The following is a 14,508-nucleotide window of genomic DNA, read 5'->3' on the forward strand; positions in this document are numbered from 1 at the left end:
CGGAGGGATCGCGCTTGAGGGCCTCCTGAGCATTGACGATGGCGTCGCTGTAGTCACCAGCATCAAAGCGGATCTGTGCGATACGCAGCCACGGCGTCTTGTCTGCAGGGAAGCGGCTTGCTACCACCTTCAACACCGCGACTGCTTCGTCGGTCTTGCCTTCAGCCTGTGCGGTATTGGCCTGGGCCACGCCGCTTTCCAGCGTGTTCTTGGCCTCTTCCTCCGGGCTGGGCTTGGACTGGGTATTGGCACACCCCGCCAACATCAGTACCAGCAAGGCTGGAACAATCAGACCCACTTTGAATTTGCTCGCACGCATTGGAAACCACTCCTTATATTTTTAACATTAAAAAAACCTTGCACGATCCTCGCGCAAGCAAATCAGCCGAGACCGGAAAAAACTCCAGAATTCCTGATTTTTAAGCTTCGAATGAGATGCGACGGCAGTTTTCTGGCGAAATTGATGCTTTTGAAGACCGCACTTTTTAACTACCCCACGTTCTAATTACGACTATCAGGTTGTTGCCCGACTTAATAGTTTTGAGTAATTTGAACTTAAGCTCGTCCAAATGTATCGCATAGACCTTGACGAGAAAACGCAGTTCCGTAATCCATAAGCACTTCCTAAAAAATTTTCGGCACGCGAGAATCTCGCGCATCAGAAATCAAACAAACCGCACGGGGCAGAGTTGAAGAACCGACTGATCGATCTCCTGGCAATGACCGTTGTCATTACCTCCATATCCGGCTGTGCCGCTGTAGGCGCAGCCACCTCCGTCGCCCAGGCCGCCAAATCCACGCTGGAGGCTCTTGGCCTGAAGAAACCGGATACCCCTGAAGTCCCCGACGCGATGAAGCAGCCGCGCACGGTCGCCATCAAGCTGCACGCTTCCAAGGCGCTCAATCTGGACTCCCAGCAACGGCCGCTGGCACTGGTCGTAAAAATTTATAAGCTCAAGCAGAACATTAGTTTCCAGCAAGCGTCATATGACACGTTCCTGAGTGCGCAAAAAGAAAAGGAAGCCTTGGGGGCCGACCTGCTGGAGGTCAAGGAAGTGACGCTGGTACCAGGCCAACGCTATGAGATTTCCGAAAAGGTCAGTTATGAAGCCGGCTACATCGGCGTAGTCGCCTTGTTCGTCAACCCCGCGCCACAGCGCTGGCGGGTGGCGTTCAAGGCCGATGAATCGGAGAAGAACGGGATCACCGTAGGCTTGCAATCCTGCTCCCTGACCGTGGGCGCAGGGGCTCTGGCCATCGACAGCCAGGGCAAGCCACAGGAAAAGAACCTGATGCTGGCACCGGTTCAGTGTAATTGAAAATCAAACAACAACTCGCAACGTATCGCGACATGAGCAGCAACAATCTAACGGGGCAATCAAGTGAATCATTCCAACAAAGTCCTCTGGGGCGAAGGCCTCTTTCTCCGGCCACAGCACTTCCAGCGCCAGGATCACTATCACGAAACACGCCTGCACCAGACCGCTCTGGCCCTCAATCCCTATTGCTGGGGCGTGTCTTCGCTGCAGGTCGATCGCGATGCACTGAACAACAATACGCTGCGTATCCTGGAGCTGTCGGCCATCTTCCAGGATGGAGAAATCTATAAGGCCCCCGACGGCGACGACCTGCCGGACCCGATCGAACTGGCCGAAATTCCCCTGTCGCAACAATCCGTCACTTTCTACGCGGCGCTACCGGCACTGAAGAGCTTCGGCAGCAATTTCGCCACCGGGACCGGCAATCACCAGTCCAGCCGCTACATCCAGGACAACGTCGAAACTCCGGACCTGTTCACCGAAGCGGCCAAGGCGGAAATGAGCTTTCTGAAGAAAGCGGTGCGACTGGTTTCCGAAAACGAGCCACGCGATTCGCTGGTCTGCATTCCCATCGTGCGTCTACGCCGCGCCAGTTCCTCCGGCTTTGAAATGGATCCGGATTTCGTCGCCCCCAGCCTGTCGGTCCATGCATCCCCCTTGCTGTTCCAGCGCCTGCGCCGGCTGCTCGATGCCTTGCAGGCCAAGGTCAGCGCGCTCTATGGCCATCATCGCGAACCGAGCAAGAGCGTGGTGGAATTCCGTTCCGGCGACATCACCTCATTCTGGCTGCTGCACACGGCCAGCACCGCCTATGCCAACCTGTCGCACTACCTGAACCATCCCCAGTTGCACCCCGAACGCCTCTACGAGCAATTGCTGGCCCTGGCCGGCTCGCTCATGACGTTCTCGCGCAGCCTGGCCCTGGCCGACCTGCCGCCCTACGAGCACCGCGATCCGGGGCCGCCGTTTGCGCGCCTGGACAGCATCATCCGCGAGCTGCTCGATACCGTCATTTCGTCCCGCTACTTCGCCATCGCCCTGCACGAGAACAAGCCGTCCTATCACATGGGGATGCTGGACTCCGGCAAGATCGACGACAAGACCAGCTTCTACCTGGCCGTCAATGCCGACCTGCCGGCCATCGAACTGGTCGACGTGGTGCCGCTGCGCTTCAAGATCGGCGCCCCCGAGGACGTCGAGAAATTCGTGCTGGCGGCGCTGCCGGGCGTGAAGCTGGTGCACTCACCGCAAGTACCAGCCGCCCTGCCGGTGCGGCCCGATACCTATTACTTCACACTGGAAAGCAAAGGGGCGATGTACGAACGCATGTTGCAGGCACAGTCGATCTGCATCTACGTACCCTCTGGCATCCGTGACCTCAACCTCGAACTCCTGGCGGTGACGCAATGAACATGACCTCGGCCCCCTCCCTGCTCGACCCCGACCACCTGCCGCCCACCCAGGCGGCCAGCGCGCCGGTCAACGCCCGCTCGCTGCTGGACCTGATGTACGACGGCTTCTATGCCTTGTTCATGCTCAAGAACGGCAGTGCGCCGGTGGATGAAGCCTCCTTCTCCATGAAGATGCAGAAATTCCTGAGCGACGTCGAGCGCAATGCCAAGAAGCTCGATGTCTCGCCGGAGGATGTCTACGCCGCCAAATATGCCTTCTGCGCCTCGGTCGATGAAATCATCCTGCGCTCCAATTTCGGCATCCGCGATGCCTGGGAACGCCGCCCCCTGCAACTGACCATGTTCGGGGATCAACTGGCGGGTGAAAATTTCTTCAAGCAACTGGAAGACCTGCGCATCCGTGGCAACGCGCACATCCAGGCGCTGGAAGTGTTTCACATGTGCCTGCTGCTGGGTTTCCAGGGCAAGTACGCATTGGAAGGACCAGAAAAACTGAATTATCTGACCGCCCGCCTGGGTGACGAAATTGCCCACCTCAAAGGCAAGAGCGCCGGCTTCGCGCCGCATTGGGCAAGACCGGACGCCATCGTCAACAAGCTGCGCAATGATGTACCGCTGTGGGTGGTGGCCTCGCTGTTTGCCTTCATCGCCATGTTTGCCTACCTGGGGTTGAACTGGATGCTGACCAGCGGCACCGAAAACGGCCTGGCCGGTTATGCCGACATCGTCAAGCTGGCGCCGCGCACGGCCAACCTCACCATTACGCTGCCCTGAGCAGGATTCCCTCACCAGAAGGCGACTCAGATGAATCTGCCGTTTCCCGATTCTCTCTCCCCCGTCATCTCCGCCCTGTTCGGCCCCGGCCTGTCGCAACATGCGCGCCTCATCACCCTGGACAGCGCACAGCCCGATGGCTTGCCCGAATCCCTGGTGGTGGAACGCTTCCACGGCCAGGAAAGCGTCAATGACAACTTTCATTTCGACATTGATGCCCTCTCGGTCTCCACCGATCTCGACCTGAAGCAATTCATCGGCACCGAGCTCACCCTGCGCCTGCTGCAAGCCGACGGCAGCCGACGCGCCTGGCATGGCTACTGCACGCAAGCCTCCTGGCTGGGTGCGGATGGTGGCCTGGCGCGCTATCGCCTGCGGCTGGAATCCTTCCTCGCCTTCCTGGAGCGACGACACGACAGTTTCCTGTTCCAGGACATGGATGTCACCGAGATCGCCAGCGCCCTCTTCAAGGAATACCCCCAGGCCAATTTCGCCCTGGACGTCACCCAGACACTCGCCAAGCGCGATATCTGCACCCAGTACCGCGAAAGCGACTTTCATTTCCTGCGCCGCATCCTGGCCTCGGAAGGCTTGAACTTCCGCTTCGAGCACCAGCAGCAAGGCGATGACGCCGGTCAGCAAGGACAACAGGGGCAACAACACGCCCGCCACAAACTCATCATCTTCGACCGCCAAGCGAAGATGCCAGCCCTCCCCGGCGCCGACGACACCATCCGCTTCCACCGCGTGGCCGCCATGGAGGCCAGCGATGCCATCACCGACTTCAGCGCCGTGCGCAGCGTGCAATCCAATGGCGTGGCGCTGGCCAGTTGGCACCCGGAAAAGATCTCCTCGCCATCGGCCGAAGAAAGCTCCAGCCTGGATGCCGGGGACCTGCCGCTCTTACCTATCTATGACGGTACCGGCCAGCAGGACTTCGCCGACCAGGATGCCGCCGCCACCCACGCCTTGCTGATGCTGCAAGCGCTGGAGATGCAGAACAAACGCTTCGAAGGCGCCGGCGCGGCGCGTCAACTCGCCGCCGGCACACAGTTCTCATTGCGCCAGCACGACCACTATCCCGCCGGAGAAAACCGCTTCAAGGTACTCTCGGTCAAGCACAGCGCGCGCAACAACTTCGAGCACAATATCGCGCGCATCCTCGACGACATCCTGCCGGACAGTGCCCAGATATCAGATATCAGCGCAGAGGACGAACTGAAGGCCGGCACCTACCGCAACCGCTTCACGGTCGTGCGCGACGCCGTTCCCATCCTGCCCACCGCCATCACGCAACGCCTCAAGCCCACCTCCCGCGGCACCCAGACTGCGCTGGTGACCGGCCTGCCTGGCACTGCTGTTACGACCGACCGCAATCACCGGGTCAAGGTGCAATTCCATTGGCAACGCGGCCAGGCCCCCAATCCGGGCGGCCTGCGCGACACCGGCAATCTGGATGACAAACAGGGCAATGCCCCCGGCAGCGATGCCTCCGGCACCTGGGTGCGCGTGGCCGAAGCGCAATCCGGCCCCAACTGGGGCAGCCAGTTCACGCCACGCATCGGCAGCGAAGTCCTGGTCGACTTCATCGAAGGCGACATCGACCGTCCCGTGGTGGTAGCCCAGCTCTACAACGGCAATGACACTCCCCCCTTCCCGGCTGGCGCCGATTCGGGCGTCAATCATGCCGGCACGATTTCCGGCTGGCACAGCCTGTCCCACGATGGCAGCGGCTTCAACCAATGGGTGGTGGACGACACCCAATCGCAGTTGCGGATGCGGCTGGCCTCCAGCCAGGCCAGATCGCAACTCAATCTGGGCCACCTGATCGACCAGGCCGACAGCGGCGCCCAGCGCGGCAACTACCGCGGCCAGGGCTTCGAGTTGCGCAGCGATGCCTGGGGCGTGGTGCGCGGTGAAAACGGCTTGCTGCTTTCCGCCACCGCGCGCCCGGCTGCCGGCGCCAGTGTCACCAGCACGCAGATGGACGCCAGCGAAGCGATTGCCCAACTGAAAGGCGCCAGTGAACTGGCCAACAACATGGGCGACGCCGCCACCCAGCAGCAGGCGCTGCATAGTGCGGCAGCTTTCCAGGCCAAGTCCGACTTCATCGCCGCCATCGACCCGGCCGACCAGGGCAAGCATCCGGCCAGCGTCAATGGCCAGGAAGCCTTCAAAACCAAGGGTGACTCGCGCCAGACCGACGCCGCACAACCGGTCGAGAAATTCGCCAAGGCCGCCGTGCTGATGGAGTCCCCGACCAACATCAACTGGGCCAGCGCCGCCTCCACGCTGCTCTATGCGGGCGAGAACCTGCACTGGACCAGCCAGGGCGACACCCACTGGAGCGCAGCCGACACCGCCAGCCTGGCCGCCGGCAAGGCCGCCACCCTGTTTGCGCATGAGGGCGGCATCCAGGTCTTTGCCGGCAACGGACCGGTCTCGCTCCAGGCGCATACCGACGCGCTGGAGATCCTGGCCGACCAGCAGGTGAGCGTGACCAGCGTCAATGACAGCATCGAGATCAAGGCGCGCCACAAGATCGTGGTGCAGGCGGGGCAGTCTTGCATGACGCTGGAGGACGGAAACATCACGTTTGCTTGTCCGGGGCAGTTTTCGGTGAAGGGGGCGGCACATGCGTTTCCGGGTGGGGCGAGTGCTGCGGCGATGCTCCCTGCACTACCGGACGGCACGTCTGCCGAAAACAATTGGATTGCATTGCATTACATGGAACCGGAAACCGGCCTGGGCATCGGCGGAACAGACTATGAAATCCACTTCAAGGGCGGTGCCAAGTTGACCGGCACACTGGACGACCAAGGGAAGGCCCTGCATGAAAATATCGAACGCAAGCAGGTAACGAAGGTTGTCTACAAGCCCCGCAAACCAGAACGGGACAAGCCTGCCGCCCCGCTGGAAGACTTCAGCAACGGCTGAGTGGATTATCCCCGTTCCATTTCTCTTTAACTGCACTCGACTGAAGCCTTGGGCTTGAACGGGAATCCACCGTCGAATGCAACGACCAACGGCAAAGCTCCAAGGAGTCAATATGAAAGAAAACGCATGGCTGATGTGAATTCGACCCAGCTGCGCGATGCACTTGCATGGGTAACCGACGATCAGAAAAAGGCGCAAGAACCCAGCACCAATCCTTTCGTCTGGTTCTGGGAAGCCATGCAAGGCGACTTCAATGAAGAGCGCTCCACTGGCCAGTTGATGACCGATGCCGCCATCTCGATGATTCCTCTGGTCGATCAGGTGTGTGATGTCCGCGACCTGATCGCCAACTGCAACAAGCTCCGCAAGGACACGTCGGACACCTGGGCCTGGGTCGCCTTGGCCCTGACATTGATCGGGCTGTTCCCGACACTGGGTTCGCTGGTCAAAGGCGTACTGAAAATCTTCTTCCACTTTATCCGGCGCATGGGTGGCGACGCTACCATCAAGGCGATCGATGCGTCCATGACGATGGTCGTCGGCTTTCTGCGCAGGCGTGATGTGCAGAAATACCTGCGCCAGCTCAAAGTGGACGAAGTCTTCAAGTGGTTGGCAAATGAAATCAAGATTGTCCGTGGCAAGGTCAATGTCAGCTCACTGCTCAGAGCCTTTGACCGTGGCATCGGCGCCCTGGAACAGTTGGCCGCCAAGGTCGCCTGGGTGCCCGATATAGGCGCCAAAGCAAAACATTATCTTGAAGAGCTGCACCATATCCGCCAACTAGCGGACAAGCATCTTGAAGAAGCATTGCGCCCGGTCCAGAATGCCCTGGATAGCATCATCATGCGGCTGGAGCGTGAGTCGTTGGAGCGGCAGCGCGGAATCATCAACCTCAATAACATCCACTATCGCGGCGCGCTTCCAGAGGCGGAGGCGGTCAAGCTGATGCGGGAGACTGAGCCTCCGCCGTCTTGGCTCAGCAAGGGAAAAGATCAAGAATATCCGGGACTGGTTTCTTCTGACATGAAATTAGAAGTTGATAAGAAAGTTGCGAAGGGATGGCCATCGCTTTCCTCACGCAATATTGAATCGTTCAACACTTTGATAGCAGATGAAATAAAAGGTCCTACTCGGCTCTACAGAATCCTGTCTCCTAACAGCCGAGCCATGAGTGATTGCTGGGTTACCGAAGATGTTTTCAAACAATTACAGGCAGCAGCCGATCCACGTGCGGCATGGCGCAAGCACCTGGCGGTATGGCCGGACTGGAACGTGAATGGTCAGTTTGTGATCTATGACATCAAACCTGGTGAGAGCCTGAAAGTCTGGCGAGGGAAGGCATCCACCCAACTTAAGCAGAGCCTTCCAGGCCGGCATCTTGAGGGAGGTTGGGAGCAAATCGTCTTTAACATACCTCGTAATGATGCACGCAACGACACGATGCTTTACTACCCTTGCCATGGCGAAGAGTCCAAAAAATTGCAGAATGCTCTGAGTGCAGCAGAGTATGACAAGCTGGATGCCGCACAAAGAGAAAACTACGTCAGCCTGCGAGAATCAATCAATCACCCCAACATCAGCGGCCCCTTTGATACCGGATGGGGCTATTCAGATTTCGGAGGAGCAGGATTGGGAGAAAAGATCGGACTACCAAGTCTTCCGGGTCAAACCACAAAACTGAATCACTAAACAAAAATGTCTGATATTCCATTCCAACTTAGTTTGACGCAAAAGAAACACGTCTCTTTGCTGTATCACTTTGCGTCGCTGTCTTACCTGCAAGGATTACAGGATCGCCTTCGATCGCTAATGCAATTCATCGACCCCACCCTGGATAAAGCCAAGCTTCAAGGCCGTGACGCACTACTGACAAACAGCCGCTGGGGGACACGTGACACCTCGCAGAACTGGGCCAATAATGGCTGGCCATTTCTTGCCGACTTCGAACTATCTGTCGCCACGCAGATTGCAGAGCGTGCATTCGAAGTCTATTCATTTACCGATGCGTACAATTGTGGGCGCGGCCTGTCGGAGTATTCCCTGAACTGGATGACTCCAGAGGAGGAAGATGAATTCCAATCCCGCTTCGATGATCTATACCTGTATGCGCACAATATCGACAGAACGCTAAAGAAATTCAACGTAGCTGGAGGGTGGAACGACTTTGGTTTGACACGATATCTGGCCGAACATCCCGAGGCCTTTAGAGACGCCACGGCATTAAGACTTCGCAGCGACATCGTCGCCCGTAGCGGCACAACACCGCCGCGCACCGGCGTTTATTTGCCGCTCGACGACCCTCATGGAACTCCTCAATTTTGCTGGATCGGAAATCCGTCTGGAGAACTAAAGGAGTGTAGTACGTTTAATGATCTTGGGCTGGGAGCGCTAGCAAGCGTCGGTCGTCATGCTCTGTGGCTCGATGATTACCGCATGAATCAATTTGTGCAAAGTCACCGTCAAGATCCTCGCTTGATTGCAGATTCTTTCTTCAAGGACGCTGCCAATGATCCTGAGCTCGCTGCAAGTTTAGTAGCTCGGCACGCTTTCACGTCACGTCCCTGCGAGTGGATTTATGTAGAACAGCTTCACGGACAGCCTATCGATTTCTCTGAAGATGCGCCCCTTGATCAGGCAGGAACGGCAGCCCGACTGGAAGGCGGTGCCATCTGTAACCGTTCAGGATATTACTTCACGCCGTCCAAGATCAATTCCCGCAGGTATTTCAACAAAGGAGAAACCATGCCTGATCTCAATAGCGAATATGGCGCGACCATCTGGCAATGGGATTCAGATCAGGATTGACGGCAAGATGCAAAGAAAAGCAGCTTGACCAGGATAAAGACCGAATTCTCTGGCATATCAGCTCATCTTGCTTGCCTCAAGTGAACCGCCCCGGCTGCACTAGACACTTTCCAGCCTGTGGAAATACTGCTGTTCGAACTGTACCGGAGAAACGTTGCCGCTATAGGAATGGCGACGTTTCGGGTTGTAGAACATCTCGATGTAATCGAACACATCCGACCGTGCTTCGTTACGGTCAGCATAGATACGGCGCTTAATGCGCTCACGTTTCAAGAGCTGGAAGAAGCTCTCTGCCACAGCATTGTCGTGGCAGTTGCCGCGCCGGCTCATGCTGGGCACCAGACTGTGCGACTTCAGGAATGCCTGCCAGTCATGACTGCTGAACTGACTGCCTTGGTCTGAATGCACAATGACCTCCTGCTCCGGACTCCTGCGCCAAACCGCCATCAGCAAAGCGTCCATTGCCAAGTTGCGGTCAATACGCGAGCCCATCGACCAGCCAATCACCTGGCGTGAGAACAGGTCGAGCACCACGGCCAGATACAGCCAACCCTCGTGGGTGCGGATATAGGTGATGTCCGTAACCCATGCCAGGTTCGGCGCCGGCACGTCGAACTTCTGTTGTAGATGATTCGGGGCAATGACTGCCGGCTTGCCATAGCGCCCAGCACGACGGCGATAGCCAGTCTGGGACTTGAGGCCTTCTGTGCCCATCAGGCGATAGACCCGATGCTTGCCACAACGCTCGCCCAAGTCGCGCAGGTCGGCCGTAATCTTGCGATAGCCATAGACCCCGCCAGATTCCAGCCACGATTGCTTGATGAGCGCTAGGAGCCGCCGGTTCTCCTTGGTCCTCTCGGATTCCGGTCGGGCCTTCCAAGCATAGTAGCCGCTGGGATGGACGCGCATTACGCGACACATCGTGCGAACGGCATGCTGGGGTTCGTGAGCCACAATGAACGCGTACTTTACCGAGACTCGTTGGCAAAGAACGCGGCGGCCTTTTTTAGGATGTCGCGCTCCTCGGTGACGCGCTTGAGCTCAGCCTTGAGGCGACGCAGCTCTTCTTGCTGGCTGGCCTGTGCCCGACGCTCCTCAGGCGCCAATGCGTACTTCTTCATCCATTCGTACAGCGTCGGCTGAGATACCCCGAGCCGTTTCGCAACATCAGGGGCTGAGTGGCCCCGTTCCGTGACCTGCTTGACTGCCTCAATCTTGAACTCTTCCGGATAACGCTTGTTACTCATGATGACTCCTTGGTTGCCTGATATTTTAGGCTGTGGAGTGTCTAGTAGTTCCGGGGCGATTCAAAGAAGCGAAAAATCCAGGATAAATAGAATGAGCAAGTACCCCATTGAACTCAGCCTGACCCAGAAAAAACACGTCTTCCTGCTTTACCATTTCGCCTCCCTCGAATATCTGAAAGGCCTTCAAGTACGCCTGCACGAGCTGATGCAATTCGTCGATCCGACGTTGGCCAAGGCCAAGCTTCAAGGCCGCGATGCACTGCTGGCCAATAGCCGCTGGGGAACCCGTGATACCTCTGAGAACTGGGTCCAAAACGGCAGGGCATTTCTTGCCAACTTCGAGCTCTCTATCGCCAGGCAGATTGCAGAACGTGCATTCGAAGTCTATTCATTTACCGATGCGTACAATTGCGGTCGCGGTTTGTCAGAGTACTCCCTGAACTGGATGACACCGGAGGAGGAAGATGAATTCCAATCCCGCTTCGATGATCTATACCTGTACGCGCACAATATCGACAGCACATTAAAGAAATCCGGTATCTCCGGAGGATGGGATGATTTTGATTTGACAGTGTGCCTAGCGAAATATCCCGAAGCACTTGGAGACGCGACGGCATTGAGACTTCGAAGCGACATCACCGCCCACAGCGGTACAACGCCGCCGCGTACCGGCGTCTATTTGCCTCTCGACGATCCTCATGGCACTCCTCAATTTTGCTGGACCGGAAAGCCCTCAGGAAAACTCAAGGAGTGCGCCACATTTAACGATCTGGGACTTGGAGCACTTGCGAGCGTGGGCCGTCAAGCTCTTTGGCTAGATGACCACCGTATGAATCAATTCGTGCAAAGTCATCTTCAAGATCCTCGCTTGATGGCAGACCCGTTCTTCAAGAATGCCGTAAATAAACCCAAGCTGGCTACAGGTTTGGTAGCTCGGCACGCTTTCACGTCACGTCCCTGCGATTGGATTTACGTAGAACAACTTCACGGACAGCCTATCGACCTCTCCGAAGAGAGCTCCTCGTGATCAGGCAGTTACGGCGGCTCGACAGGATTGAATGCAAGGCCCGAGTGACGCTATCCAATAACGGATTAACTATTTCTTAATGTCATCGTTCAGGTATTTTCAGAAAGATTTCCGAATGACCAAACATGATCAATAACTATTCAGAATACTGGGTATTTCGTAGCTGGCTTGATCGCAACTCTTACGATGCAGGCTGGTTCAAAAATGGAGGAAAGGGGCCGGTCATTAGTAATCCTCAAATTGTAGCCGATGTCCCTTATAACGCTGTGGATACCGCAGGTTTCTACTGTGCAAAAACCGTTATCCTTAAAGCAGCTGATGGAGGGGCTACTACACAAGCTTCTGCCGCAGTAAGCCGATTGGTTAATCCATTCGAACAGCCGCCAGCCCCTACACGAGCAATAGAAACGAAGTCTTCCTACCATATACTTGGCGATGAAATCTAAAATCTCCGTTATCTTATTTCTTCTACTGGTGCTCTTTGGCGAGAGTACGCTTGGCGCCGAAAACCAGGATCTTCGGAGATCGTTCCGTGGCGTCGTGAACCGATTCACGTTTGATCTTGGTAAACGTACCATCACTATCCGTCTCAACATCCTCATCAATGGCTGGACCGTCAACTGTGCGCGGACTCGCGCCGTCGTCTGGGGAATCGACCGCGGCAAGGAGCAACCTGGCGCCCCCCCGTTTAGTAGGGTGTACATCATTAATCTTGAGAAGGGAAAGATTATTAATCAATATACGGTTACACGCGGCCCCTTTGGGGCGACCTTCAGCGCGGATCGGAGAATGGCGATGGTGGACGACTATGTAGTGGACCAAGATTCGGGAGAAGTGGTCAGCATGACTTACTACACGAAGCTTGATGAGGAGAGTTGTCCATCCTTTCCAGGAAAGACGGCGAACTAGAAGCGATTATGGTTAGTCTACCCGGACGAGAACAGCCGATATGAGTCGATGTCTTTCACATCAGTTTAGAGAAAATTGGATGTCTCCCTCGTGATACAACGCAGACCATCCTGAATGAAATCTAAAACCGCAATTACTCTCATTTTTCTAACAGCGCTATTTTCCTCGGGTACGGTCGGTGCCGAAAACCCTGAACTTCGCAGATCGTTCCGAGGAATAGCGAACCAATTCGTGTACGACGTTGGGAGACGTACTATCAAGATAAAACTCGATATCCCCGTCAATCACTGGACCGTCAACTGCCATAGAGACCGTGCAATCATATGGGGCCAAGACCTGAGCCAAGCTCGAATAGGCGCTCCACCCGTTACTAAGGTTTATATCATTGATCTCAAACGGGGCAAGCCTATCAATCACTACACGGGAACCCGTGGCCCCTATGAAGCGGCCTTCAGCAGAGATCAAAAAACGGCGATCGTAGACGACGATGTGGTGGACCTGGCGACAGGAAAATTGGTCGACGTGATTGATGAAATGAAACTTGATGTTGAGACTTGCCCATCCTTTCCAGGAAAGCAGTCGAACTAGCGGTAGCTAACGCCAGAAAGAACGCAGCCAAGATAAATATCCGATGCTCCAATCTCCAATTCAATTAAGCCTTACGCAAAAAAGACACGTCTCGCTGCTTTACAATTTCGCCTCGCTCGAATATCTGAAAGGCCTTCAAGTACGCCTACACGAACTCATGCAATTCGTCGATCCGATGTTAGCCAAGACCAAGCTTCAAGGCCGCGACGCACTACTGACAAACAGCCGCTGGGGGACACGTGACACCTCGCAGAACTGGGCCAATAATGGCTGGCCATTTCTTGCCGACTTCGAACTCTCTGTCGCCAAGCAAATCGCACAGCGCGCATTCGAAGTCTATTCATTTACCGATGCGTACAATTGTGGTCGCGGCTTGTCAGAGTTTTCCCTGAATTGGATGACGCCCCAAGAAGAAGACGAATTTCAATCCCGCTTCGATGATTTATACCTATACGCGCACAATATCGACAGAACATTACAGAAATTTAACGTAGCTGGAGGGTGGAACGATTTTGGCTTGACGCTTTGCCTGGCCGAACACCCCGAGGCCCTTAGAAACGCCACGGCATTAAGACTTCGCAGCGACATCATCGCCCGTAGCGGCGCAACGCCGCCACGTACCGGCGTCTATTTGCCGCTCGACGACCCTCATGGCACTCCTCAATTTTGCTGGACAGGAAACCCTCCTGGAAAACTTAAGAAGTGCAGCACGTTTAACGATCTTGGACTGGAGGTATTAGCAAGTGTCGGTCGTCAAGCTCTATGGCTCGATGAATACCGTATGAATCAATTCGTGCAAAGCCACCTTCAAGACCCACGCTTGGTGGCAGATCCATACTTCAAGGAAAGTATAAAAAAACCCAAGCTAGCTGCAAGTTTAGTAGCAGGGCAAGCTTTCACGTCACGTCCCTGCGATTGGATTTACGTAGAACAACTTCACGGACAGCCTATCGATTTCTCTGAAGATGCGCCCCTTGATCAGGCAGGAACGGCAGCTCGACTGGAAAGCGGTGCCATCTGTAACCGTTCAGGATATTAGAACGGCTCATGTTCACTCATTTTTTTAGAGAAGATCAATAAGAGCTTGTGAGATCAAAGGGCCCACTTTTTTTCGTGCATATATGCCTATTCATCCCATCTTCCTTTTGCAAAAGCCGTTACCGATTTGGTGCCGTCATCGTCGTACAAAAAACCATGGGCAGCCAATCCAAGCTTGAGAAAGACACTCGTGCCAGTTTTTGATAGTGGCTCATCGTCCCAATCATGCAGAACTTTAAAGAGACCCCGCAAGGTGGCAAGCTGGAACCCATCGTCAGTTTCCTGGCGCTGTGCACCGGCAATGGCTATGCCTTCGGCATGACCTTCGATATGGGCAACTGGCGCTGGCAGGGTGTCGATCCCGAGACCGCCGCGCGGTCGCTGGCGCCGCACGTGCGCTACGTGCATTGCAAGGGCGTGCAGGAAGGCAAGGGCAAATGAAGGCGGGCCGT

Annotated in this window: 13 protein-coding genes and 1 pseudogene; 12 read left to right on the top strand and 2 right to left on the bottom strand. The window is 55.9% G+C overall.

Annotation, left to right across the window (positions count from 1 at the left end; all coding sequences use genetic code 11):
- The coding region (locus tag I5W_RS01515; RefSeq protein ID WP_044527918.1) for a tetratricopeptide repeat protein at positions 1 to 319 on the bottom strand (319 nt) is incomplete at its 3' end.
- A 370-nt stretch (positions 320 to 689) separates the two neighbouring features.
- Here I5W_RS01515 and tssJ point away from each other — a divergent pair.
- From tssJ to I5W_RS01545, 6 genes are all read left to right on the top strand, one after another.
- The gene (gene tssJ, locus I5W_RS01520) at positions 690 to 1,319 is read left to right on the top strand and encodes a type VI secretion system lipoprotein TssJ (RefSeq protein ID WP_017452629.1); all 630 of its coding nucleotides are present in this window, start codon (positions 690 to 692) and stop codon (positions 1,317 to 1,319) included.
- A 63-nt stretch (positions 1,320 to 1,382) separates the two neighbouring features.
- On the top strand, positions 1,383 to 2,729 hold the full coding sequence (gene tssK / locus I5W_RS01525) for a type VI secretion system baseplate subunit TssK (protein ID WP_017452630.1): 1,347 nt from the start codon (positions 1,383 to 1,385) through the stop codon (positions 2,727 to 2,729).
- The gene (gene icmH / locus I5W_RS01530) at positions 2,726 to 3,505 is read left to right on the top strand and encodes a type IVB secretion system protein IcmH/DotU (protein ID WP_044527919.1); all 780 of its coding nucleotides are present in this window, start codon (positions 2,726 to 2,728) and stop codon (positions 3,503 to 3,505) included. The genes tssK and icmH overlap by 4 nt, the downstream gene beginning before the upstream one ends.
- Positions 3,506 to 3,535: 30 nt before the next feature.
- On the top strand, positions 3,536 to 6,442 hold the full coding sequence (locus tag I5W_RS01535; protein WP_044527920.1) for a type VI secretion system Vgr family protein: 2,907 nt from the start codon (positions 3,536 to 3,538) through the stop codon (positions 6,440 to 6,442).
- 126 nt (positions 6,443 to 6,568) lie between these two features.
- A complete protein-coding gene (locus I5W_RS01540; RefSeq protein ID WP_044527921.1) occupies positions 6,569 to 8,131 on the top strand; it encodes a hypothetical protein in 1,563 nt (520 codons plus the stop codon).
- A gap of 120 nt (positions 8,132 to 8,251) precedes the next feature.
- Positions 8,252 to 9,247, top strand: a complete 996-nt coding sequence (locus I5W_RS01545) for a hypothetical protein (protein WP_252716850.1) — start codon at positions 8,252 to 8,254, stop codon at positions 9,245 to 9,247.
- 99 nt (positions 9,248 to 9,346) lie between these two features.
- Here the strand turns inward: I5W_RS01545 and I5W_RS01550 are convergent.
- Positions 9,347 to 10,494, bottom strand: a protein-coding gene (locus I5W_RS01550) for an IS3 family transposase (RefSeq protein WP_085946756.1) whose coding sequence is annotated in 2 segments (ribosomal slippage) — positions 9,347 to 10,248 and positions 10,248 to 10,494 — 1,149 coding nt in all. Because the reading frame shifts where the segments join, the coding sequence is not laid out codon by codon here.
- Between the two features lie 91 nt (positions 10,495 to 10,585).
- Between I5W_RS01550 and I5W_RS01560 the strand changes: the two genes are divergently transcribed.
- The 6 genes and pseudogenes from I5W_RS01560 to I5W_RS01580 all read left to right on the top strand — a co-directional run.
- Positions 10,586 to 11,521 carry a hypothetical protein gene (locus tag I5W_RS01560; RefSeq protein ID WP_044527925.1) on the top strand — a complete coding sequence of 312 codons (936 nt, stop codon included), beginning with the start codon at positions 10,586 to 10,588 and terminating at the stop codon, positions 11,519 to 11,521.
- Between the two features lie 125 nt (positions 11,522 to 11,646).
- Positions 11,647 to 11,967, top strand: coding sequence for a hypothetical protein (locus I5W_RS30910; protein WP_148289016.1), 321 nt, complete (start codon positions 11,647 to 11,649; stop codon positions 11,965 to 11,967).
- A complete protein-coding gene (locus I5W_RS01565) occupies positions 11,957 to 12,430 on the top strand; it encodes a hypothetical protein (protein WP_044527926.1) in 474 nt (157 codons plus the stop codon). Before I5W_RS30910 ends, I5W_RS01565 begins: the two co-directional genes overlap by 11 nt.
- 114 nt (positions 12,431 to 12,544) lie before the next feature.
- Complete coding sequence (locus I5W_RS01570; protein WP_148289017.1) at positions 12,545 to 13,018, top strand: hypothetical protein; 474 nt, start codon at positions 12,545 to 12,547, stop codon at positions 13,016 to 13,018.
- Positions 13,019 to 13,061: 43 nt separating this feature from the next.
- Complete coding sequence (locus tag I5W_RS01575) at positions 13,062 to 14,057, top strand: hypothetical protein (protein WP_252716851.1); 996 nt, start codon at positions 13,062 to 13,064, stop codon at positions 14,055 to 14,057.
- 239 nt (positions 14,058 to 14,296) lie between these two features.
- Positions 14,297 to 14,494 (top strand): annotated as a pseudogene (locus tag I5W_RS01580) (sugar phosphate isomerase/epimerase family protein); the annotation flags it as partial.
- Between the last annotated feature and the right edge of the window lie 14 nt (positions 14,495 to 14,508).

This window comes from Herbaspirillum sp. B65 (assembly GCF_000333555.1).
Classification (GTDB): domain Bacteria; phylum Pseudomonadota; class Gammaproteobacteria; order Burkholderiales; family Burkholderiaceae_D; genus Herbaspirillum; species Herbaspirillum rubrisubalbicans.